Origin of the sequence: Mycobacterium sp. (assembly GCF_008709575.1) — a bacterium.
In the GTDB taxonomy this organism is placed as follows: Bacteria; Actinomycetota; Actinomycetes; order Mycobacteriales; family Mycobacteriaceae; genus Mycobacterium.
The window spans coordinates 1-22,497 of the sequence record NZ_VYIK01000018.1; the positions used below are offsets into that span (position 1 = coordinate 1).

At 65.0% G+C, this 22,497-nt stretch carries 20 protein-coding genes; 19 read left to right on the top strand and 1 reads right to left on the bottom strand.

Annotation, left to right across the window (positions count from 1 at the left end; genetic code table 11):
- Nucleotides 1-65: 65 nt before the first annotated feature.
- The 15 genes from F6Q13_RS05890 to F6Q13_RS05960 all read left to right on the top strand — a co-directional run bounded on the left by F6Q13_RS05890 (nt 66) and on the right by F6Q13_RS05960 (nt 16,681).
- Nucleotides 66-824, top strand: a complete 759-nt coding sequence (locus F6Q13_RS05890; protein WP_293053784.1) for a carotenoid oxygenase family protein — start codon at nt 66-68, stop codon at nt 822-824.
- Nucleotides 825-831: 7 nt separating this feature from the next.
- Nucleotides 832-1,656: an alpha/beta fold hydrolase gene (locus F6Q13_RS05895; protein WP_293053788.1), complete on the top strand. Its 825-nt coding sequence runs from the start codon at nt 832-834 to the stop codon at nt 1,654-1,656.
- Nucleotides 1,653-3,500 carry a class I adenylate-forming enzyme family protein gene (locus F6Q13_RS05900; RefSeq protein WP_293053791.1) on the top strand — a complete coding sequence of 616 codons (1,848 nt, stop codon included), beginning with the start codon at nt 1,653-1,655 and terminating at the stop codon, nt 3,498-3,500. The genes F6Q13_RS05895 and F6Q13_RS05900 overlap by 4 nt, the downstream gene beginning before the upstream one ends.
- Before the next feature lie 362 nt (nt 3,501-3,862).
- Complete coding sequence (locus F6Q13_RS05905) at nt 3,863-4,648, top strand: ABC transporter permease (protein WP_293053910.1); 786 nt, start codon at nt 3,863-3,865, stop codon at nt 4,646-4,648.
- On the top strand, nt 4,645-5,514 hold the full coding sequence (locus F6Q13_RS05910) for an ABC transporter permease (RefSeq protein ID WP_293053794.1): 870 nt from the start codon (nt 4,645-4,647) through the stop codon (nt 5,512-5,514). Before F6Q13_RS05905 ends, F6Q13_RS05910 begins: the two co-directional genes overlap by 4 nt.
- 16 nt (nt 5,515-5,530) lie before the next feature.
- Nucleotides 5,531-6,832: an MCE family protein gene (locus F6Q13_RS05915; protein ID WP_293053797.1), complete on the top strand. Its 1,302-nt coding sequence runs from the start codon at nt 5,531-5,533 to the stop codon at nt 6,830-6,832.
- Nucleotides 6,829-7,866, top strand: coding sequence for a virulence factor Mce family protein (locus tag F6Q13_RS05920; protein WP_293053800.1), 1,038 nt, complete (start codon nt 6,829-6,831; stop codon nt 7,864-7,866). The genes F6Q13_RS05915 and F6Q13_RS05920 overlap by 4 nt, the downstream gene beginning before the upstream one ends.
- Nucleotides 7,863-9,449 (top strand): virulence factor Mce family protein, encoded by a 1,587-nt coding sequence (locus F6Q13_RS05925; protein WP_293053803.1) that lies wholly within the window; start codon nt 7,863-7,865, stop codon nt 9,447-9,449. The genes F6Q13_RS05920 and F6Q13_RS05925 overlap by 4 nt, the downstream gene beginning before the upstream one ends.
- Nucleotides 9,446-11,089, top strand: coding sequence for a virulence factor Mce family protein (locus tag F6Q13_RS05930; RefSeq protein WP_293053806.1), 1,644 nt, complete (start codon nt 9,446-9,448; stop codon nt 11,087-11,089). The genes F6Q13_RS05925 and F6Q13_RS05930 overlap by 4 nt, the downstream gene beginning before the upstream one ends.
- A complete protein-coding gene (locus F6Q13_RS05935; RefSeq protein WP_293053809.1) occupies nt 11,086-12,255 on the top strand; it encodes a virulence factor Mce family protein in 1,170 nt (389 codons plus the stop codon). The genes F6Q13_RS05930 and F6Q13_RS05935 overlap by 4 nt, the downstream gene beginning before the upstream one ends.
- Complete coding sequence (locus F6Q13_RS05940) at nt 12,249-13,805, top strand: virulence factor Mce family protein (RefSeq protein ID WP_293053812.1); 1,557 nt, start codon at nt 12,249-12,251, stop codon at nt 13,803-13,805. Before F6Q13_RS05935 ends, F6Q13_RS05940 begins: the two co-directional genes overlap by 7 nt.
- Complete coding sequence (locus F6Q13_RS05945) at nt 13,775-14,458, top strand: hypothetical protein (protein ID WP_293053815.1); 684 nt, start codon at nt 13,775-13,777, stop codon at nt 14,456-14,458. Before F6Q13_RS05940 ends, F6Q13_RS05945 begins: the two co-directional genes overlap by 31 nt.
- Nucleotides 14,455-15,432, top strand: a complete 978-nt coding sequence (locus tag F6Q13_RS05950; protein WP_293053818.1) for an RDD family protein — start codon at nt 14,455-14,457, stop codon at nt 15,430-15,432. The genes F6Q13_RS05945 and F6Q13_RS05950 overlap by 4 nt, the downstream gene beginning before the upstream one ends.
- Entirely contained in the window at nt 15,429-16,043 is a 615-nt protein-coding gene (locus F6Q13_RS05955) for a mammalian cell entry protein (RefSeq protein ID WP_293053821.1), read from the top strand. The genes F6Q13_RS05950 and F6Q13_RS05955 overlap by 4 nt, the downstream gene beginning before the upstream one ends.
- Nucleotides 16,010-16,681, top strand: coding sequence for a mammalian cell entry protein (locus tag F6Q13_RS05960; protein ID WP_293053824.1), 672 nt, complete (start codon nt 16,010-16,012; stop codon nt 16,679-16,681). The genes F6Q13_RS05955 and F6Q13_RS05960 overlap by 34 nt, the downstream gene beginning before the upstream one ends.
- A 3-nt stretch (nt 16,682-16,684) precedes the next feature.
- On the opposite strand, the gene F6Q13_RS05965 is transcribed toward F6Q13_RS05960, so the two are convergent.
- Nucleotides 16,685-17,740 (bottom strand): phosphodiester glycosidase family protein, encoded by a 1,056-nt coding sequence (locus F6Q13_RS05965; protein WP_293053827.1) that lies wholly within the window; start codon nt 17,738-17,740, stop codon nt 16,685-16,687.
- A 304-nt stretch (nt 17,741-18,044) separates the two neighbouring features.
- Here F6Q13_RS05965 and F6Q13_RS05970 point away from each other — a divergent pair, with 304 nt between their 5' ends.
- From F6Q13_RS05970 to F6Q13_RS05985, 4 genes are all read left to right on the top strand, one after another.
- Nucleotides 18,045-18,884, top strand: a complete 840-nt coding sequence (locus F6Q13_RS05970) for an alpha/beta hydrolase (protein WP_293053830.1) — start codon at nt 18,045-18,047, stop codon at nt 18,882-18,884.
- 205 nt (nt 18,885-19,089) lie between these two features.
- A complete protein-coding gene (locus F6Q13_RS05975) occupies nt 19,090-19,839 on the top strand; it encodes a DUF2786 domain-containing protein (protein ID WP_293053832.1) in 750 nt (249 codons plus the stop codon).
- Complete coding sequence (locus F6Q13_RS05980; protein ID WP_293053834.1) at nt 19,836-20,339, top strand: TIGR04338 family metallohydrolase; 504 nt, start codon at nt 19,836-19,838, stop codon at nt 20,337-20,339. The genes F6Q13_RS05975 and F6Q13_RS05980 overlap by 4 nt, the downstream gene beginning before the upstream one ends.
- Before the next feature lie 78 nt (nt 20,340-20,417).
- On the top strand, nt 20,418-22,484 hold the full coding sequence (locus F6Q13_RS05985) for a glycoside hydrolase family 3 C-terminal domain-containing protein (RefSeq protein ID WP_293053913.1): 2,067 nt from the start codon (nt 20,418-20,420) through the stop codon (nt 22,482-22,484).
- The last annotated feature ends 13 nt before the right edge of the window (nt 22,485-22,497 follow it).

Genomic DNA, 22,497 nt, shown 5'->3' on the forward strand with positions numbered 1-22,497 from the left:
CCCCACTACCAGGGAGGGCAGCATGAATTCCACCCACGAAAACGTCAGTAGATCCCTCCGTTCTCATGGACCTGCCACTTGTTCAGGACCAGGAAGCACGCAAGGCCGGCAAATATCGCATTTTCTACGACCGTGAACTGGTGTCGAGATTTGCGGTCATCCCGCGCTATGGCAATGGATCTCAAGTGCGATGGTTCGAAGCCAAGCCGTGCTACATCTATCATGTCGTGAACGCATGGGATGCGGGCGAACAGATCATCATGGATGTATGTCGGGTCAAAAATCCCCAGCACCAGACGACTTTCGAGACACCGCTGGCGAACATGCTGGCCTACATGCGCCTTGACGCGCAGTTGTACCGCTATCGCTTTGATCTGCGAACAGGTCAGACAACCGAGACGGATCTCGACGACGCCAACATTGAATTTCCCAGCGTCGACTCGCGAATCGTCGGAAAGTCACACCGCTATTCCTACAACATGAGCCTTGCCAACGAGCCCACACTGTTATTTGACGGACTGGTGCGTTTCGACTCGCGAGATGGCGCCAAAGTCGAATACAAGTTCGGGCCCGGCAGGTGGGGCGCCGAGGCCCCGTTTGCTCCCCGGGACGGTTCCACCAGTGAGACTGACGGCTACCTGGTGTGTTTTGTCAACGACGAAGCAGATGACTGCGCTGAAATCAACGTGTTCGACGCGGACTGTATCGACGCGGGGCCTCTCGCAAGAGTGCTGTTACCCCAACGCGTACCGTCGGGATTTCACGCGTGCTGGGTTCGAGCAGACCAACTCGAATCCTGCAACTCACGGACATTGCGGTCGTAACCGGCGAATGCGGTCCAGCGTCTGGCAGCAAAGCGGCAGTGCCGAACTGGAAGTGATCGAGAAAGGATCGTGCAGTAGAAACCACGAGGTGCCGCTGCTATTCGTACATGGAGCGTGGCATGCGGCGTGGTGCTGGGACGAGCATTTCCTGGATTTCTTCGCACGGGAGGGCTACCGCGCCCTGGCACTGAGTCTGCGCGGCCACGGCAATAGTCCAGCACCCACATCGCTGGATGTCTGCTCAATCAGGGACTTCGTGCACGATGTGGCGTCAGTTGCCGAAGCGCTGCCGCGAAGACCGGTGGTGATCGGTCACTCGTTGGGTGGTTTGGTTGTGCAGAAATATCTGGAGCAGCATGAATCCCCGGCTGCCGTTCTTCTTGCGTCTGTTCCGCGGCGGGGAATAAGTGGAGCCGTTTTGCGGTTCTCGAGGAGGCATCCCTGGCTGACGTTGACCAAAGTGCTCGCCGGAGACACCACGGCTGCGCTCGGTAGCGTAGAGCTTGTCCGTGAGCACCTCTTCTCACCGCAGACACCTGAATCGTTAATCGTTGCGTATATGGGTCGACTCCAACGCGAGAGCAGACGCGCTTTCTATCTGGATGCGACGCTCGCGAGCCTCCCGAAACCCAGATGTGTCACGACCCCTCTGTTGATACTCGGCGCCGGATGCGACGGCATCTTCAGCGCATCAGAAGTCCGCGCGACAGCCCGCGCCTACCGCACCGACGCGGAATTCTTCCCCGATATAGGTCACGACATGATGCTGGAACCACACTGGCCGGCGGTGGCCGGACGAATCGACCGGTGGCTCGGTACGCACGGGCTGTGAGTGCGCTGCGCGCCACACCGAGGGACTCGCGCCCGAACGACACGACCAGCAAGGACCAGCAAGGACCAGCAAGGACCAGCAAGGAATCGACCACCATGCCCCACGACGATCCCCCGATCATTCGCCGCCAGGCCTGTCACTCGCCCGAACGTGCCAGCCAGTATCTCGAACGCGGCTGGTGGAGATCCGAGACCATTCTCGAGGTGTTCGCCCGCAACGTGGCGATGCTCGCTAATGCCACTGCCGTCAGCGATCCGTCCAATTTAGAAACGCTGTGCGATATGCCCGCCCAAAGCCTGACCTGGTCCGAACTCGATGCCTGCGCCGAGACCATCGCAGCGAAGTTATACGCGGCAGGCATCCGCCCCGGCGACGTCGTCGCCGTGCTGCTCCCCAACTCGGTTGCGTTAACGGCGAGCTATCTGGCGGTATGGCGGCTCGGCGCCGTTGCCTCGCCGATGCCCATGTCCTACCGGCGCCACGAGCTTGCCCGCGTCCTTACCTGCACCCGAGCCTCGGCACTGCTGACCGTCACCTCCTTCAACAACCGGGCACCGGCCCAAACCGCAGTGTCACTGATGAACCAGAAGCCGTACGACGAAATCCGGCTCCGCGTAGTTTTCACCTTCGGTGCCGAGTCCACCGACGGCGCCGTCACCCTCGACGGGACGCCGGCCGGCACTGAATCGCGACGACGGGTGCGGGAACTCGGTAGCGAGTTGGTCCACAGCGTCAACGACTGCATCACGATCTGCTGGACCAGCGGAACCGAAGCCGCCCCCAAAGGGGTCCCCCGGTGCCATGGGGACTGGCTCGCAATCGCTCAAGTTGCCCAGGATGCCATGGCTGTGACTCCCGATTCGGTCATCGTCTCCCCATTTCCGATGGTTAACATGGCAGGTTTAGGGTCGGGAATTCTCCCCTGGCTGCTGGGGGGCGGGCATTTGGTCCATCATCATCCATTGGATCTCGAATTATTCCTGACACAAATCCACCGATATCGCGCAACGCACGCAAATATGGCGCCGGCAATAATGACAATGTTACGTAACCAGCTCGATTGCCGTGGTGATTTCGATCTGTCCTCGCTGCAAAAGGTCGGCGCAGGTGGCGGGCCGTTAAGACCCGGTGACGTCCGCCACTGGCAAGAGAAATTGGGAATTGATGTGATCAACTTCTTCGCCTCCAATGAGGGAGTTTGCCTGATCGCGGCTCCCGACGACATCCCCGATCCGCTCATGCGTGCCCACTATCTGCCCAACTACAATTCCGCCGCACGGCACTGGATCACCGCGGTCGCCTCGCGCACTGACGTGCGTTTAGTCGACATGGCGACCGGTCATCCTGTCACGACAATCGGCGGCCGCGGTGAGCTGCGAATCAAAGGACCCACGATCTTCGCCGGCTACCTTGACGGCACAGCACCGCGCAAGCCCTTCGACGACGAGGGCTACTTCTGCAGCGGTGACGTTTTCGAACTCTCCGGCGAAAACGGTGAATTCTTGAAATTTGTTGACCACGCCAAGGACATTATCGTCCGAGGTGGAATGAATATCAGCCCCGCCGAGATTGAGGGAATCCTGATCGACCATGCCGCTGTGTCGGAAGTCGCCATAGTCGGCTACAGCGACGATGTGTTCGGCGAGAAATGTTGCGCCGTCGTTGTTCCCGAGCAGGGAGCCACACCGACACTTCAGCAACTCGCCGATTATTTGCGGGGACGCGATGTCGCGTCGTTCAAACTGCCGGAGTTACTGGTCCTCACCGAGGCCTTGCCGCGCAGTCCGACCGGAAAGCTGATGAGGCGCGAACTCGGCCGCACCGTCAATCAACAGGCGCACTAGTTGGATCGGAGTCTCTCGGGCAGGTCGGCGCGACCCGGGTTCGCCTTTCGACCGCCCCGGACGGCCGGGCCGACGCTGTCGGCGACAACCTCCTCGGAGGGCGGCAGCCGGGGACTCGCCGCAGTTCGCAACCGCGGGGCTGTCGTCGCTGGGTCAAATTTCCATGGGTCAAAGCGATACGGTGCGGACCAACCAGTCGATAGGGTACATTCCTGTGGTCTCGCTCACTACCTGCGAGTAGGGAGCCGACAGTCACACGGAGGGATGGGACGAGGAGGACGCGTGCGACATGATCGGCCGCGAAGGCGGGCGGTACGCGGGCTCTCGGTAGGGGGTCGACGGTGACCACTACACAGCCGCGGATCTCCGATTACGTCCGTGCCCGAATCGGGCCTGCGCTCCTGCTGGTCGGCGGATTTTTCCGGATGTGTGTGCTGACCGGAAAAGCATTGTTTCGCTGGCCCTTCCAGTGGCGCGAATTCATCCTGCAATGCTGGTTCATCATCCGAGTCGCGATCCTGCCGACCATGGCGGTCTCGGTGCCGGTGACGGTGTTGTTCATCTTCACCTTCAACCTCCTGCTCATCCAAGCTGGGCTCGGCGATGTCTCGGGGGCCGGTGCGGGAATCGCGGTGATCACCCAGATCGGCCCCATCGTGACGGTGCTGGTGGTCGCCGGCGCGGGAGCCACGGCGATCTGCGCCGACTTGGGCGCCCGCACCATCCGGGAGGAAATCGACGCGATGGAGGTGCTCGGCATCGATCCCATTCACCGGCTGGTGGTCCCGCGGGTGGTCGCCGCCACGCTGGTCGCCACGCTGCTCAACGCGCTGGTGAGTATGGTCGGGCTGGCCGGCGGCTACATCTTCGGTGTCTATCTGCAGAATATCTCCGGCGGCGCCTATCTGGCCACGCTGACCCTGGTCACCGGGCTGCCCGAAGTGGTCATTGCGACCATCAAGGCCGCGATATTCGGGTTGATCGCCGGCTTGGTCGGCTGTTATCGAGGATTGACCGTGCGGGGCGGCTCCAAGGGTTTGGGGACCGCCGTGAACGAGACTGTGGTGCTCTGCGTGGTGGCGCTGTATGCGGTCAATGTGGTACTAACCACGATCGGTGTTCGGTTCGGAACGGGGTCCCTGCAATGACGATGACCGAAGTCCTCAGTGCCCGCTTCCCGCGGGCGGTCCACACGCTGAGCCGTTACAGCAGCACCGCTGCGCGGCCTCTCGACGAAGCCGGCAAGCTGGGCTGGTTCACGGTCATCAGCGTGCGCGACACGCCTTGGGCGCTAACCCGATACCACAGGGAAGTGCTGCGGCTGATCGCCCAGGTCGGGATGGGAACCGGTGCCATGGCCGTCGTCGGAGGCACCGCGGTGATCATCACCTTCGTGACGCTGTCCTCCGGCTCGCTGGTCGCCATTCAAGGACTCGCGTCGCTGGGCCACATCGGCATTCAGGCACTGCTGGGCTTTGTCGCAGCGCTGATCAACGTGCGCCTTGTCGCCCCCGTCGTTTCCGGTGTTGTGCTGGCGGCGACGGTCGGCGCGGGCGCGACCGCCGAACTGGGCGCGATGCGGATCAGCGAAGAGATCGACGCGCTGGAAGTGATAGGCATCAGGTCGATGGCGTACTTGGTGTCGACCCGGACATTGGCCGGGCTGGTGGTGATCATCCCGCTCTACTCACTGGGACTGATCATGTCGTTCCTGTCACCGCAGATCATCACCACGGTGCTCTATGGGCAGGCTTCTGGAACTTACGAGCACTATTTCCGCACCTTCTTGCGCCCCAACGATGTCTTCTGGTCATTCGTGGAGGTGATCATCATTTCGGTTGTCGTCATGCTGAGTCACTCGTACTACGGTTACAACGCCAGCGGCGGTCCGGTCGGTGTCGGCGAGGCCGTCGGCCGATCGATGCGTTTTTCGCTGGTTTCGGTCAACGTGGTCATCCTGTTGGCCGAAATGGCGCTCTATGGCGTCAACCCCAACTTCAACTTCACCGTGTAGGACAACGGGGAAAGCCATGACACTGCCGTCGGGTAAACACAACAAGCCCCCGTTCCAGCCGTACCGCGCGGCCGGCGTGGTGGTGTTCGTCATCGGTGTCCTGGTGCTGTGGTTGGTATACCTGCAGTACCGGGGGGATTTCACACCGGTAACCCGGCTGACCATGCTCGCCTCGCGCGCGGGACTGGTCATGGAACCCGGCTCCCAGGTCACCTACAACGGAGTGCGAATCGGCCGAGTTGCAGACATTGTCGAGGTGCAACACGACGGCAGGCCAGCAGCGAAATTCACGCTGGACGTGTATCCCCGCTACCTCAAGCTGATTCCGGCCAACGTCGACGCCAAGATCGAAGCGACCACTGTGTTCGGCGGCAAATCTCTGTCGTTGACATCACCGAAAAATCCTACTCCGCAACGAATCACGCCCCAGCATGTCATCGACGCGACACATGTGACCACGGAATTCAACACGCTGTTCCAGACGATCACCTCGATCAGCGAGAAGGTCGATCCGGTCAAGGTGAACCTGACCCTGAGTGCGGCCGCCGAGGCGCTGAGCGGGTTGGGCGACAAATTCGGCCAGTCGATCGTCAACGCCAACACGGTGCTCGACGAGGTCAACCCGCGCATGCCGACGATCCGCCACGACATTCGCCAGTTGGCAACCCTCGGCGACACCTACGCCGACGCTTCACCGGATCTGTTCGACTTCCTCAACCACGCGGTCACCACAGCACACACCGTGCACCACCAGGAAAACGAGCTGGACCAGGCATTGTTGGCGGCGACGGGCTTCGGCAACACCGGCACCGACATCTTCAACAGGGGCGGACCGTATCTCGCGCGCGGCGCCGCCGACTTGGTGCCCACCGCCCAACTGCTGGACACCTACAGTCCCGAGCTGTACTGCACGATGCGCAATCTCCACGATTCAGAACCGAAAGTCGCGGCCTTCACCAGCCCCTATTCGCTCCATTCCGAAACCACACTGCTGTCCGGGCTGGGGCTCGCCATCAACCTTCCCGGCCTCGGGCTCACCTTAGCGTCGGGAGGACTCATCGGGCTGGCCGGCCTCGTCGGCGGCGCGCCGAATCCCTATATCTATCCGGACAATCTGCCGCGGGTCAACGCGCACGGCGGACCCGGCGGAGCACCGGGCTGCTGGCAGTCGATCACCCGTGATTTCTGGCCGGCACCCACGCTGGTGGCCGACACCGGGGTCAGCCTGGCACCGTACAACCACGTCGATACCGGCTCACCGTACGCGATCGAGTACGTCTGGGGCCGCCAGGTGGGGGATTACACGATCAACCCATGAAAATCACCGGCACCGTCGTCAAACTCAGCATCGTCGCCGCGGTGCTGCTGCTCTTCACCGCGATGATCGTGGTGGTGTTCGGCCAGATCCGTTTCGAGCGGACCAACAGCTACTCCGCGGAATTCAGCAGTGCCAGCGGCCTGCGCAGCGGCCAGTTGGTCCGCGCCTCCGGCGTGGAGGTCGGCAAAGTCAAAGACCTCAAGCTGATCGACGGCGGCCGTCGGATCCGGGTGAACTTCGACGTCGACCGCTCCATTCCGCTGTACCAGTCGACCACAGCGCACATCCGCTATCTCAACCTCATCGGTGACCGCTACCTCGAGCTCAAGCGCGGCCAGGGCGAGGGCGCCGACCGTATCCTGCCGCCCGGTGGCTTCATCCCGCTGTCGCGCACCCAGCCGGCCCTGGACCTTGATGCGTTGATCGGGGGCTTCAAGCCGCTGTTTCGGGCGCTGGACCCGGAGAAGGTCAACACGATCGCGTCGGCGATCATCACCGTGTTCCAGGGCGAGGGTGGCACCATCAACGACATCCTCGACCAGACCGCGCAACTGACCGCCCACATCGCCGAGCGTGACCGGGCCATCGGTGAGGTCGTCAAGAACCTCAACATCGTCTTGGACACCACCGTCAAGCACCGCAAGCAGTTCGACCAGACCATCGTCGACTTCGAGAAACTGATCACGGGCTTGAGCAACCATGCCGACCCGCTCGCCGCGGGCACCGCGAACATCAGCAACGCCGCCGGGACAGTCGCCGACCTGCTGGCCGACAACCAGGCGCTGCTGCACAAGACGTTGAACTACCTCGACCCCATCCAGCAGGCGATCATCGACCAGCGTGCTCAGTACGACGACCAGCTCCGCCGGACACCGGCGGGGATCAACACCGTGGGCCGGGTCGCCAGCTCCGGCGACTTCATCAGCTTCTACCTCTGCGATCTGACGCTGAAGACCAACGGGCTGCAGCCGGGCGGACCGGTTCGCACCGTCAAGATCTGGCAGCAGCCGACGGGTAGGTGCACGCCGCAATGAGAACTCTGGAGCCGGCCAACCGACTGCGGATCGGGGTCATGGGAATCGTCGTCACGCTGATGGTCGTCGCCGTGGGCCAGACGTTCACCAGCGTCCCGATGATCTTCGCCAGCCCGAGTTACTACGGCCAGTTCACCGACACCGGCGGGTTGAGCAAGGGCGACAGCGTGCGCATCGCCGGTATGAACGTCGGCAAAGTGGAGGGCATCAAGATCGACGGCGACCACGTGGTGATGAAGTTCTCGACCGGAAGTCAGCTCATCGGCACCGAGAGCCGGCTGGCCATCAAGACCGACACCATCTTGGGTAAGAAAGTGCTCGAGGTCGAGCCGCGGGGAACCACGATGCTGCCGGTCAACGCAGTGCTGCCGCTGGGTCAAAGCACCACCCCTTATCAGATCTACGACGCGTTCTTCGACGTCACCAAGGCGGCCGCCGGCTGGGACATCGACACGGTCAAGCAGTCGCTCAATGTGCTGTCGCAGACCATCGACCAGACCTATCCGCACCTCAGCGATGCGCTCAACGGGGTGGCCAAGTTCGCCGACACCATCGGCAAACGGGACGAGCAGATCACCCACCTGCTGGCCCAGGCCAACCAGGTGGCCGACGTGCTGGGCGATCGCAGCGAGAAGGTGGACCGCCTGCTCGTCAACGCGAACACCCTGCTGGCCGCGTTGAACCAGCGCAGCCAAGCGATCAGCGCGCTGCTGGACAACGTGTCCGCCTTGTCGATCCAGGTGCAGGCCCTGATCAACAACAACCCCAACCTGAACCACGTGCTCGAGCAGTTGCACTCCGTCAGCGACTTGCTGACGGCCCGCAAAGAGGACCTCGCTCAATCACTGGTCATGATCGGCAAAAGTCTCCCGATGATCAACGAAACCATCGGGTCGGGACCCTACTTCAAGGTGTCGCTGGCCAACCTGTTGCCGTACTGGATTCTGCAGCCCTGGGTGGATGCGGCATTCAAGAAACGCGGTATCGATCCCGAGGAGTTCTGGCGCAACGCGGGCCTGCCGGCGTTCCGGTTCCCCGATCCCAACGGCACCCGGTTCCCCAACGGCGCCCCGCCGCCCGCGCCGCCGGTGTTGGAGGGCACCCCGGATCACCCGGGTCCCGCGGTGGCGCCCGGCTCGCCGTGCTCGTACACGCCGACACCGGACCTGCTGCCGCGGCCGTGGAATCCGATGCCGTGTGCGGGCATAGGCCAAGACCTGGGCCCGTTCGGGCCTAACGGTCCCTACCCGCTGTTGCCCGACGTCTTGTCGTCGCCGCCGAACCCCAACGGCCTGCCCCCGACACCGGGGATCCCCATCGCCGCGCAGCCCGGCGATGCGCCGCCGGACCTGCCGGGCACACCGGTGCCGCTACCGGCGAATGCGCCGCCCGGTGCCCGTACGGAAAACCTGGGACCGGCCGGTCCGGCTCCACCGCCGTCGACATTCGCGCCCGCGCTGCCGCCGGGGCCGCCGGCCCCGCCGGGACCCGGGCCGCAGTTGCCGGTGCCGTTCATCCCACCGGGGGAATTCGGAAGTCAGCCAGGCGGAGGCGGCGGCAGCTTGGAGGCCAGTACGTCATGAGCACCGTGTTCGATCTGCGCAACATGCGGCTACCAAGGCTGTCGCGGGTGTCGGTCGCGATCGGCGCATTGGCGGTCGTAGTGGGTCTGATCGCGTTGTTCGTCGCCCGCGAGCTCTATACGAAGTTGACCAACAACAGCGTGGTGGCCTACTTCCCGGAGGCCAACGCGCTCTACAGCGGGGACAAAGTCCAGATCATGGGCGTGCCCGTGGGCGCGATCGACAAGATCGAACCCGCTGGCGACAAGATGAAGGTGACCTTTCACTACCTCAACAAGTACAAGGTCCCGGCCGACGCACAGGCGGTGATCCTCAACCCGACGCTGGTGGCCTCCCGGGTGATCCAGCTGGAGCCGCCGTACAAGGGCGGGCCGGTGCTGGCCGACAACGCGGTGATCCCGATCGAGCGCACCCAGGTGCCGGTGGAGTGGGACCAGCTGCGCAACGACCTCACCAACATCATCACCAAACTCGGCCCCACCAAAGAGCAACCCAAGGGCCCGTTCGGCGAGGTCATCGAGGCCTACGCCGACGGATTGGCCGGTAAGGGCAGGCAGATCAACACCACATTGAGCAGCCTCGCGCGGGCACTGACGGCGTTGAACCAGGGCCGCGGCGACTTTTTCGGGGTGGTGCGCAGCCTGGCGCTGTTCGTCAACGCGCTGCATGCCGACGACCAGAAGTTCGTCGCGCTCAACAAGAACCTGGCCCAGCTCACCAACAGCCTGACCGGCTCGGATCACGACCTCGCCGACGCGATCCAGCAGTTCGACGGTTTGGTCACGACGCTACGCCCGTTTTTAGCCAAGAACCGCGAGGTGTTCGCCCGCGACGTCGACAACCTGGCCACCGTGACCAACACGCTGGTCCAGCCCGACCCGCTGAACGGCTTGGAAACGTTCCTGCATGTGGCGCCGACAGCGCTGGCGAACGCGACACAGATCTATCACCCGGCGCAGGGCGCGATCGTCGGGCAGCCCATTTCACTGGGCGGCGCTATGGGCTTCGCGAACCCGATGCAGTTCTTCTGCAGCGCGATCCAGGCCGGCAGCCGGCTGGGCTATCAAGAGTCCGCCGAACTGTGTGCGCAGTACCTGGCACCGATCCTGGATGCGATCAAGTTCAACTACATCCCGTTCGGGTTGAACCTGTTCAGCACCGCGGCGACGTTGCCCAAAGAAGTCGCCTACTCCGAGCCGCGGCTGCAGCCCCCCAACGGGTACAAGGACACCACCGTCCCCGGCATCTGGGTGCCGGACACGCCGACCTCGCACCGCAACACCCAGCAGGGCTGGATCGTGGCACCGGGGATGCAGGGCGTCAAGGTCGGCCCGATCACAGCAGGGTTGCTGACTCCGGAGTCGCTGGCCGAACTGATGGGTGGCCCTGACATCGCCCCGGTCCAGTCCACCCTGCAGACCCCGCCGGGACCCCCCAACGCCTACAACGAGGAGCCCGGTCCGCTGCCCTATATCGGGCAGCCCGGCCATCCGGCCCCGATACCGCCGCCGCCGCCCGGCCCCGAGGTCATCCCGGGCCCGGTCGCACCGACGCCGGCACCGGTCGCCGGGCCCGCGCCGGGACCGGCCGGACCGCCACTGCCCGCCGAGGCGGCCCTGTCGATAGGAGCAGGCTCATGAGCGCCGCAGGCGTGCTGCGCTGGGCCCGCCACCGGGCCTGGCAGGGGATGGCCCTGGGCGGGTCGGCGCTGATGCTGAGCTCCTGCGGCTGGCAGGGGATCTCGAATGTGCAGATTCCCGGCGGCCCGGGCAGCGGCCCCGGCTCCTACACCGTCTACGTGCAGATGCCCGACACCCTGGCGCTCAACGGCAACAGCAAAGTAATGGTGGCCGACGTGGTCGTGGGCAGCATCCGCGCGATCCAGCTGAAGAACTGGGTTGCCACCCTGACGCTGGGCTTGGACAAGAGCGTCAAGCTGCCCAAGAACGCCACCGCGAAGATCGGGCAGACCAGCCTGCTCGGTTCCCAGCACATCGAGCTGGCCGCGCCGGCTAATCCCTCGCCGCAACTGCTGAAGAACGGCGACACCATCCCGCTGCGGAATGCCTCGGCGTATCCGACGATCGAGCAGACCCTGGCCAGCCTGGCGACGATTCTGCGCGGCGGCGGGATCGCGAACCTCGAGGTGTTGCAGAACGAGGTCAACAACATCGTGGCCGGCCGCGGACCGCAGATCCGCGCGTTTCTGGGCAAGTTGGACACCTTCACCGCCGAGCTCAATCAGCAGCGTGACGACATCACCCGCGCGATCGACTCGACCAACCGGCTGTTGGGCTATGTGGGAACCCGGGCCGACGTCCTCGACCGGGCATTGACCGAATTCCCGCCGCTGATCAAGCACTTCGCCGACAAACAACAATTGCTGATCGACGCCGTCGATTCGGTGGGCGCGCTCAGCGCGGCCACCGCCCAATACCTGTCACAGACCCGGGGACCGCTGCATCAGGACCTGCTGTCGCTGCAGTGCCCGTTGCGTGAATTGGGCCGTGCCGCGCCACACGTGCTCGGCGCGCTGAAGTTGCTGCTGACCGTGCCGTTCGACCTCGACACCGCCCCCAAGCTGATCCGCGGCGACTTCATGAACTCCTCGCTGACGCTGGACACCACGTTGTCGTCGGTCGACAACGCGTTCTTGACCGGGACCGGGTTTTCCGGCGCGTTGCGGGCACTCGAGCAATCGTTCGGCCGGGACCCGGCAACGATGATTCCCGACGTCCGCTACACCCCGAACCCCAACGACGCCCCCGGCGGACCACTGGTGGAAAGGGCGGACCGGAATTGCTGACGCGCTTCGTCAAACGCCAACTGATCATCTTCGGCATTGTCAGCGTGGTTGCGATGCTCATCTTGGGCTGGTATTACCTGCGCATTCCCACCTTGATGGGGATCGGCCAGTACACGCTGAAAGCCGACTTGCCCGCATCGGGCGGCCTGTACCCGACGGCGAACGTGACCTATCGCGGCATCACGATCGGCAAGGTCACCGGCGTCGAGCCGACCGAGCAGGGCGCACAGGCGACCCTGAGCATCGCCAGCCGCTACAAGATCCCGATCGACGCCACCGCTAATGTGCACTCGGTGTCGGCGGTCGGAGAGCAGTATCTCGACTTGGTCTCGGTGGGCAACCCGGGCAGGTTCTTCTCGCCCGGCCAGACCATCACCAAGGGCACCGTGCCCAGCCAGATCGGGCCGGCGCTCGACGCCGCCAACCGCGGGTTGGAAGCGCTGCCCAAGAACAAGATCAGCCAGCTGCTCGACGAGACCGCCGAATCGGTGGGGGGGCTGGGACCCGCGCTGCAACGGCTGGTCGACGCGACCCAGGCGATCGTCGGGGACTTCAACACCAACATCTCCGACGTCGACGACATTATCGACAACTCCGCGCCGATCCTGGACAGCCAGGCCAATTCCGGTGCCGCGATCGAGCGGTGGGCGCGCAACCTGAATATCCTGGGCGCGCAGGCCGCACGCAACGACCAGCACGTCAAAAACATCCTGCATCAGGGCGCGCCGACTGCCGACGACCTCAACGCCGTCTTCGGCGACGTTCGCGAATCGCTGCCGCAGACCTTGGCCAACCTCGAGATCGTGATCGACATGCTCCGGCGTTACCACAACGGTGTCGAGCAGGTGCTGGTGATCTTGCCGCAGATCGGCTCGATCGTGCAGACGGTTGCCGCGCCGTACGACAAGGACCGCCAGGCTGTGCTGGATCTGTCGTTTGCGATCAACCTGCCGCCCCCGTGCTTCACCGGCTTCGTGCCGGCATCGGAGTGGCGATCACCCGCCGACACCAGTTTGGCGCCGCTGCCGGAGTCCGCGTACTGCAAGATCCCGCAGGACACGCCCGCCAATGTGGTGCGGGGATCGCGCAACATCCCCTGCGTCGACGTCCCCGGCAAACGCGCCGCGACACCCCGGGAGTGCCGCAGCAACAAACCCTACGAACCGCTGGGCACCAACCCCTGGTACGGCGACCCCAACCAGATCCGCAACTGCCCCGCCCCCGGTGCCCGCTGCGATCAGCCGGTGAACCCCGGTCAGGTGATACCGGCGCCGTCGATCAACACCGGACTGAACCCCGCACCCGCCGACAAGGTGCCCGGGACTCCGCCGCCGATCAGCGATCCGCTGCAGCGGCCGGGTTCGGGTTCGGTGCAGTGCAACGGGCAGCAACCCAACCCCTGCGTCTACACTCCGGGCGGACCTCCCGTAGCGACCTACAGTCCGATGAGCGGTGAGGTGGTGGGTCCCGACGGGGTCAAATACTCCGTCGACAACTCGAGCAACACAGGGGAGGACGGATGGAGGGAGATGCTGGCACCGGCCGGCTGAGCCCCGACGATACCGACGCGTCGTCTTCTGCCGGGGTACCCGCCGAGGATTGCCCGGAATCGGGTGCCCCGACCTCTGATACCGGACCGGAGCAGACCGCTGCCGAGACCACCGCTGAGGAGCTCACCGAGACGGCAGCGCCCGTCGAGCGCCCGTCGCGGTTGGACCGCCGCTGGTTCATCGGTATTGCCGCGGTGCTGCTCCTGCTGGCCGGTGGCATCGGCGCCGGTGGCTACCTTGCGGCACGCGCCGACCACCAGCGCCGGGTCATCGCCCGGCACGACGCGGAGGCCCTGAAGGCAGCCCAGACGTGCGTCGCGGCGACCCAGGCACCCGACATCGCTGCGATGGTGGCCAGCGAGCAGAAGATCATCGATTGCAGCACCGGCGCTTTCCGCGCCCAAGCGGTGTTGTACAGCAGTTTGTTCGTCGAGGCATACCAGGCCGCCAACGCGCACGTGGAGGTGTCGGACATGCGGGCGGCGGTGGAACGCAACAACGCCGACGGGTCGGTCGATGTGCTGGTGGCGCTTCGCGTGAAGGTCTCCAACAGCGAAGCGCAGAACAAAGAGGCGGGTTATCGGCTGCGGGTGAAGATGGCCCCCGACGACGGCCAATACCGCATTGCCAAGCTTGACCAGGTGGCGAAGTGACGGCGACGGTCGAGCAGACCCCGGGCACACCCCTTGTCGACACGCCACCTCCGGGTGGCCCGGCGGGCTGGTGGGTGCGAACGGCGGCGTGGATCGTCGATGTGCTGCCGGCTGCTGCCGTGGCGGCGACGATGGTATTGGTCGCTGCCACGATGAACCAGCACCCCACCTGGCGGTGGGTATGCCTGTCGGTCGCCGGGGCGGCGATCTTGCTCGCCGGAGCTAACCGGGTGCTGCTGCCGACGGTGACCGGCTGGACCCTGGGCAAAGCCCTGTGCGGCACGGCGGTGGTGCGCCCGGACGGTGCGGCCGTGGGACCCGGGCGGCTGCTGTTGCGCGAGCTGGCTCACCTGCTGGACACGGTCGCGGTGTTCCTCGGCTGGCTGTGGCCGCTGTGGGACCGACGCCGACGCACCTTCGCCGACCTGCTGCTGGGCACCGAGGAACACCGCATCGAGCCGGATCGCCGGCCGCGCCGCATCCGGCGACCAGTCGCCGCGGTGTGGTCGATCGCGACGCTGCTGTGCGTAGCGGGTGCTGCGGTGAGCGTCGCGGTGATCTACCTACCCCAACGGGCGTCTGACCGGACCCGCGCCGAGATCGCCACCCAGGGGCCCACGATCGTCACCCAGATGCTGAGCTATGACCCGAAGACATTGCACGACGACTTCACCCGCGCGCTCGCCCTGACCACCGAGAAGTATCGCCACCAGCTCGCCGAACAACAGGAGGCGGTGCAGAAACGCCATCCCGTCGTCAACGAGTACTGGGTGACCAACAGCGCGGTGCTGTCCGCCGAGCCCCACCGGGCGGCGATGCTGTTGTTCCTGCAGGGCCACCGGGGTGGCGGAAACGAGAACCGCTTCATCACCGCGACCGTGCGGGTCTCCTTCGACAAGGGCGCCGACGGCCGCTGGCTCGTCGACGATCTGGCCGTCGTGACCAAACCTAAACCTGCCAAGGGCGAAAAGTGAGCCCGCGCCGGCGAATTGCGCCCGGCGAAGCGTCGCTGCTCGTCGAGCAGATCCCCAAAAAGTACCCGTGGTCGGTGTTGCCGCTGCCGCGGTGGAGGTTGCCGCGGCAGTGGTGGAAGCCGTCGCGCGGCGCGCTGTTTCCCTTGGGCATGAGCGTCGCGGCGCTGATCGCCACTGCGGCGATCGCAACCTGCTCGCTCATTCTGGTCAGCCACAAAGCGCACCTGCAGGCGGCCTCGAAGGAAGCCGTGGTGCTGGTCTCCGTGCGGTCGTTCATGACCGGGTTCACGTCGCTGGATCCGTTTCACGCCAACGCCTACGTGGACCGCATATTAGCTTCAGCCACAGGAGATTTCGCCAAGCAATACCGTGAGCACGAAAACGAGATCCTGATTCAGGTCGCTCGGGCGGAGCCGACCAAGGGCACCGCGCTGGAGGCCGGCGTGGAAAGGTGGAACGACGACGGCAGCGCCACCGTGCTGGTGGCCACCGAAATCACTTCGAAATCCCCTGACGGCAAGCAGGTTGTCGAGAACACCAACCGCTGGGTGGTAACGGCCCAGCAGGAAGGAAGCCAGTGGAAGATCAGCAACCTGGTGCAGGTGTTTTAAGCGAGAAGGTCACCGAGGACCAGCCCGAGGACACCGCGGCGGCCGACCCCGGCGCCGACGAACCCGGCGCCGCGGAGGATACACCGTCCACCGAGTCCGATGGTGCCCAGCCGGTGCGGCGACCGGCCGGCAAGTGGCTCGCGGTGACGGTCGGCATAGCTGCCGCCCTGTTCGTCGGCTCTGCGGCCTTCGCCGGCGCTGCCGTGCAACCTTACTTGGTGGATCAGGCGGTGGTGCACACCAAATTGAACATCGCACGTACTGCCGCCAACGCGATCACCACGCTGTGGACCTACACCCCGGACAACATCGACAAGCTGGCCGACCGGGCCTCGCAATACCTCGGTGGCGACTTCGGGGCGGACTACCGCAAGTACATCGACAAGATCGTCGCCCCGAGCAAGCAAGCCCAGATCACCAACACCACACAGGTGATCGGCGCGGCGGTGGAATCACTCAACGGGCCCAACGCGGTGGCGCTCGTCTATACCAATACCACCGCCACCAGTCCCCTGACGAAAAACATTCCGTCGCTGAAGTATTTCTCTTACCGGCTGACGATGAAACGCGACCGCGCCCGTTGGCTGGTAACCAAGATGAGCACGGTCACCGCCCTGGACCTGACACCGCAGTTTTGATGCTCAGTTGAATGCCAGCCAGCTGGGCAGTGCGCGCTCGTGGGAGTCGCACAGCACCTGGCGGGTGTCACAGTTGCCCTTCGGCACCCCTGCCCCGGCCCACATGCCTCCGGTGTCGCGGCGCAGCACGATCGCGGAGGAGCCGCCACCGTCGAGGAGCACGGCGGTGTCGCTGCCCAGCCCGCGGAACAGGTCCTGGATGTTATCCGGGGTGTAACTGCCGCCCTGGAACACGTACAGCTCGTCCTTGGGCCGGCTGTAGGCGATCGCCGTCCGGGCCGCGCTGGGGCCGCCGTCGTTGAGCTGGCCGGTGTCGCCCGGGGACAGCAAGCCGAGCCCGCTGACCGCGACGAATCCGGCGCCCTTGTCGACCAGATTCTGGATAACCGGGGCGGCGACCTCGAAGTCGGTACCGTTCTTGCCGCCACGCGGTGCCACCACATACGGCGCACCATCGGTCGGCAGGATCATTGTGGCCAACGGCGTCCACCGATTATCACCATTGGAAAGGCCCGGCTTGCCGGCGTAGGCGATCGTTCCGGTCACCGGTAGATTGGCCCGGCCCTGACCGTGGGTATTGTCGACATAGGCGCCCAGCGGTGAGCTGCACCCGGTGGATCGCCACGACCCGCCGCGTTGTCCCCGAATGTCGAAGAAGTTGGCGTTCACGGCGATGGTGGGCTGTCCCATCACCCGCCAGGCCTGCAACGGCGTGAAGATTTCCGCGGCCTGGATGTCGCCGCCGGTGCGCGCGGCCGGGTTGCGCTCACAGCGCGATTGAAAGCCCCGATGGCTGTCCACCAGCAGGTGGGGTGAAAGCCGTTGCGAGGCCGCCTTGATGATCATCAGGTGACCGCCGCCGTTCCCGTCGTACCAGCTACCGCCCGCGTTGAGCATCGGCGCTGGGTGCCCGGGACCGAAGTTGTACACCAGATAGGAGCCCTTGGTATTGGCGATGGCATTGGCCAACAACTCGCGGGCCTCGGCCCGCGCGAGGGGCTGACCGGTGCTGATGGCCAGCGCCGCCAACAATGCGAGCGTGACGCAGCCGGCCACCATACGCTGGAGGCTGGCAGCAAGACGCGGCACGGGACGCCCTTTCGGCACAGACCATTGATACAACAAGCACACCACTAGCCTCACCGGCATCGCCGTTACGTCGGATAACGAAAGTGTGACGCTTCGGCTCCAGCTTTAGCCCCGGGTCAACGCCCCGGGGCAACGCGTGGAGACCACTGCGTGTGTTGAGATTGCATCCAGGGCTGTGCATTTCCCCAGATTCACGACCCTGGACGCAATCTCGACAGCGTTGCCGTCCACCTGCCGTCATTTTCCCGGGCGATCGACCGTTAGGCTGCCACTGATGGTCACCACCCGAACCGAACACGCGTTCGACGGCGTCGGCGGCGTGCATATCGTTTACGACGTCTGGACACCGGACACCCCTGCGCACGCGGTGGTGATTCTTTCCCACGGACTGGGTGAGCACGCCCGACGCTACGACCATGTCGCTGCGCGGTTCGGCGCCGACGACCTAGTGACCTATGCCCTCGACCACCGCGGCCACGGCCGCTCCGCAGGCAAGCGTGTGCTGTGCAAGGACATCTCGGAGTACACCGGCGACTTCGCGCGACTCGTCGACATCGCCACCAGGGAGCATCCAGGCTGCAAGCGGATTGTGCTCGGGCACAGCATGGGTGGCGCCATCGTGTTCACCTACGGCGTGGAACGTCCCGACGACTACGACCTGATGGTGCTGTCCGGTCCGGCGGTGGCGGCTCAAGCAGCGGTGCCGCCGCTGCTGGCGTTCACCGCCAAAGCACTGGGCGCCGTCGTTCCGGGCCTGCCGTTGCAAAAGCTCGATTCCGACGCGATATCGCGCGACCCCGCCGTGGTGAATGCCTACAACACCGACCCGCTGGTACACCACGGCAAAGTTCCGGCTGGCATCGCGCGGGCGCTGTTGCTCGTCGGTGAGACAATGCCGCAACGAGCTGCTGCGCTGACGGCTCCGTTGCTGGTCGTGCACGGGTCGGCAGACCGGTTAGTCTCCGTCGAGGGCAGCCGCCGGCTGGTTGAGGCCGTGGCTAGTTCGGACCGTGAGCTGAAGGTGTATCCGGGCCTGTACCACGAGGTCTTCAACGAGCCTGAGCAAGGTCAGGTGCTCGACGATGTGGTGTCGTGGATCAACGCCAGACTGTGAGTAACGCACCGGGAGAGGACGCGGCCGAGGCCGCGATGTCGTCCAGGTGGCTTATTTTGACGACGATGCAGAGCGAAGCGATGAGGAGGAGCGGCGCTCATGACCCGCGCCGACGACGATGCAGAGCGAAGCGATGAGGAGGAGCGGCGCCGATGTCCCGCGCCGACGACGATGCAGAGCGAAGCGATGAGGAGGAGCGGCGCCGATGACCGACGACAAGATGCTGGCACGCATCGCAGCCTTATTGCGTCAGGCCGAGTCGACCGACTACGCCCATGAAGCCGAGGCGTTCATGGCCGCCGCGCAACGGCTGGCCACGACGGCGTCGATCGACTTGGCGGTGGCCCGCGCCCACGCCAGCACACGCACACCCAATCAGGCGCCGGTTCAGCGCACCATCACCATCGGCGCAGCCGGCAGCAAGGGACTGCGCACCTATGTGCAGTTGTTCGTCGTGATCGCTGCAGCCAACGACGTGCGTTGCGACGTGGCTTCCAACTCCACATTCGTCTACGCCTACGGCTTCGCCGAGGACATCGACGCCAGCCACGCCTTGTACGCCAGCCTGGTGGTGCAGATGGTGCGCGCGTCGGATGCCTACATCGCCTCCGGCGCGCACAAGCCCACCCCGACGATCACCGCCCGGCTGAACTTTCAGCTTGCCTTCGGCGCCCGGATCGGCCAACGGCTGGCCGAGGCACGCGAGCAGGCTCGCCAGGAAGCAACAAAGGATCGCGGGCGCCCACCGGGAACGGCGATTGCGTTGCGAAACAAAGAGATCGAGCTACGTGATTACTACCACAGCGCATCGAAGGCTCGTGGCATCTGGCGGGCCAGCCGGGCGTCCGCGGGGTATTCGTCGGCGGCGCGCCGAGCGGGGGACCGCGCCGGCCGGCAGGCCCGGTTGGGCAACAGCATCGAGCTGTCGGCGGCGCGGACCGCCCTGGAGCGGTGAGTTCGCAGAACGGCCGGGACGCCCAGCGTTCGAAGGTCTACGCTGCCGAGGAATTCGTCCGGACTCTGTTCGACCGTGCGGCCCAGCACGGATCGCGCAGCGTGGAATTCTTCGGCGCGCAGCTGACGCTGCCGCCCGAGGCGCGGTTCGGGTCGGTCCCTGCCATTCAGCGCTACGTCGACGAGGTACTGCAACTACCGTCGGTGCGGCAGCAGTGGCCAACGGCGCGGCCGCTGCGAGTCCGGTCCCGACGCGCCGCAACAGCAGCGCACTACGAACACCGGGACGGGGCCGGGATCATTGCCGTCCCTGATCGCGGTGCCGACTGGGCGATGCGTGAACTGGTGGTGCTGCACGAAATTGCTCATCATCTCTGCGATGAGCCGTCACCGCACGGACCGCAGTTCGTCGCTACTTTCTGCCGGCTGGCCGAGTTGGTAATGGGCCCCGAACTCGGTCACGTATTGCGTGTTGTCTTCGCGAAACACGCCGTGGATTAACCGACGTTGGCTAACGTTGGGCCGGTGGGCGACGCCGGTGCCGATCCCGATTCCCGGGCGCGCGAGGTCGAGCTGGAGATGACCGACGAGGAGCGGTTCCGCCTGCTGGTCAGCGTGATGGGCGCCAACGACCTCCTACCGATGCGGGACCCGCGCATACCGCCCGACGTGCCCATGAGCGCCGGTTACGTTCCCGGAGTACCCCGCCTCGGGGTACCCGCGCTGCTGATGAGCGACGCGAGCCTCGGCGTCACCAACCCCGGCTACCGGCCGGGTGACACCGCGACCGCCCTGCCGGCAGGTCTGGCGCTGGCCGCCGGCTTCGATCCCGCCCTCGCCCGTGCGGCGGGCGGGGCGATCGCACGCGAGGCACGCAGCCGCGGGTTCAACGTGCTGCTCGCGGGCGGCATCAATCTCGCCCGAGACCCCCGCAACGGCCGTAACTTCGAATACCTCTCCGAAGATCGGCTGTTGAGCGCTCTGATCGCAGCGGAGTCGATCAACGGCATCCAGCAGGAAGGCGTCATCTCCACGATCAAGCACTATTCCCTGAACTGCAACGAGACCAACCGACACTGGCTGGACGCGATCATCGACCCCGCCGCGCATCGCGAATCGGAACTGCTGGCCTTCGAAATTGCCATCGAACGCTCCCATCCGGGTGCGGTGATGACCGCCTACAACAAGGTCAACGGGCAATACGCCGGCGGTAACGAGGCCCTGATCAACGGCGTGCTGAAAGACACGTGGGGATACCGCGGTTGGGTGATGTCCGACTGGGGCGCGACACCAAGCTGGGAGTTTGCCCTCGCCGGCCTCGACCAGGAGTCCGGAGCGCAAGCCGACGTCATGTTGTGGCACGCCGAAGCGTTCACTGACCGGCTCGAAGCCGCCTATGCCGAGGGCAAGCTGTCCAAGAAACGGTTGTCCGATATGGTGCGCCGGATCCTGCGGTCGATTTTCGCTGTGGGTGCCGACCGGTGGGAAAGCACCCCGCAACCGGATATGGCCGCCCACCATCGGATCGCGTTGCAGGTCGCCAGGCAGGGCATCGTATTGCTGCAAAACCGGGGTGTCCTGCCGCTTTCACCCGAATCCGTGCAGTCTATCGCTGTCATCGGCGGCTGCGCGCAGATTGGTGTGCCGATCGGCTGCGGGTCGAGCGCGGTGGTGCCGCCCGGGGGCTACGCGGCAGCGTTTCCGATCGGCTGGCCGGGTGGCTTGCGCAACCTCTTCTTGTTGCCGTCGTCGCCGGTGGCCGAGCTGAGAAAGCAACTACCCCAGACGTTTATCGAATTTGACCCCGGCGTCAGCCCGGCAGAGGCCGTCCTTGCAGCGCGACGTGCCGACGTCGCGATCGTATTCGCGATCCGGGTGGAGGGGGAAGGCCTCGACAGCGCCGACCTGTCGCTGCCCTGGGGCCAGGATTCGGTGATCGCGGCTGTCGCAGCGACTAATCCGAACACGGTTGTAGTCCTGGAAACCGGCAACCCGGTCACCATGCCGTGGCGCGATGCGGTGAACGCGATTGTTCAGGCCTGGTATCCGGGTCAGGCCGGTGGTCAGGCGATCGCGGAGGTCATTGCGGGTCGGGTCAATCCATCGGGCCGGCTGCCAATCACCTTCCCGGTCGACTTGGGTCAGACACCTCGCCCGGAGCTGCCCGGACTGGGCGCCCCGTGGGGTACCGCAACAACCATCCACTACAGCGAGGGCGCCGAGATCGGCTACCGCTGGTTCGACTCCAACGGCTTGACACCGATGTTCGCATTCGGTCACGGGTTGTCCTACACCAGCTTCGAGTATCGCGACCTCAGGGTGACGGGCGGTGACACCGTGACCGCCGACGTCACCGTCGTCAACTCCGGCGAGCGCCCTGGCGCCGATGTCCCGCAACTGTACTTGACCGCCGCGCCCGGCGAACGGCGACTGCGGTTGCTCGGATTCAATCGGGTTGAACTCGAACCGGGCGAAGCACGCCGGGTAACCATCGAAGCCGATCCGCGCCTACTGGCCCGTTACGACTCCGATGCGCAAGCCTGGCGAATCGCCGCGGGACGACACGCGGTGGCCGTAGCCTCGTCCGCGGTAGCTTTGCACCTGATCACCGACGTGGAGTTGACCGGCCGCACCTTCGGCCGCTGACCGGCCGACCGGA

What these genes read in the sequence shown, in the direction of transcription:
- F6Q13_RS05930 (WP_293053806.1), top strand. Translation starts at nt 9,446, where the DNA reads ATGAGCACCGTGTTCGATCTGCGCAACATGCGGCTACCAAGGCTGTCG.
- F6Q13_RS05915 (WP_293053797.1), top strand. Translation starts at nt 5,531, where the DNA reads ATGACACTGCCGTCGGGTAAACACAACAAGCCCCCGTTCCAGCCGTAC.
- F6Q13_RS05970 (WP_293053830.1), top strand. Translation starts at nt 18,045, where the DNA reads ATGGTCACCACCCGAACCGAACACGCGTTCGACGGCGTCGGCGGCGTG.
- F6Q13_RS05965 (WP_293053827.1), bottom strand. Translation starts at nt 17,740, where the DNA reads ATGGTGGCCGGCTGCGTCACGCTCGCATTGTTGGCGGCGCTGGCCATC.
- F6Q13_RS05935 (WP_293053809.1), top strand. Translation starts at nt 11,086, where the DNA reads ATGAGCGCCGCAGGCGTGCTGCGCTGGGCCCGCCACCGGGCCTGGCAG.
- F6Q13_RS05975 (WP_293053832.1), top strand. Translation starts at nt 19,090, where the DNA reads ATGACCGACGACAAGATGCTGGCACGCATCGCAGCCTTATTGCGTCAG.
- F6Q13_RS05890 (WP_293053784.1), top strand. Translation starts at nt 66, where the DNA reads ATGGACCTGCCACTTGTTCAGGACCAGGAAGCACGCAAGGCCGGCAAA.
- F6Q13_RS05920 (WP_293053800.1), top strand. Translation starts at nt 6,829, where the DNA reads ATGAAAATCACCGGCACCGTCGTCAAACTCAGCATCGTCGCCGCGGTG.
- F6Q13_RS05925 (WP_293053803.1), top strand. Translation starts at nt 7,863, where the DNA reads ATGAGAACTCTGGAGCCGGCCAACCGACTGCGGATCGGGGTCATGGGA.
- F6Q13_RS05895 (WP_293053788.1), top strand. Translation starts at nt 832, where the DNA reads ATGCGGTCCAGCGTCTGGCAGCAAAGCGGCAGTGCCGAACTGGAAGTG.
- F6Q13_RS05945 (WP_293053815.1), top strand. Translation starts at nt 13,775, where the DNA reads ATGGAGGGAGATGCTGGCACCGGCCGGCTGAGCCCCGACGATACCGAC.
- F6Q13_RS05985 (WP_293053913.1), top strand. Translation starts at nt 20,418, where the DNA reads ATGACCGACGAGGAGCGGTTCCGCCTGCTGGTCAGCGTGATGGGCGCC.
- F6Q13_RS05910 (WP_293053794.1), top strand. Translation starts at nt 4,645, where the DNA reads ATGACGATGACCGAAGTCCTCAGTGCCCGCTTCCCGCGGGCGGTCCAC.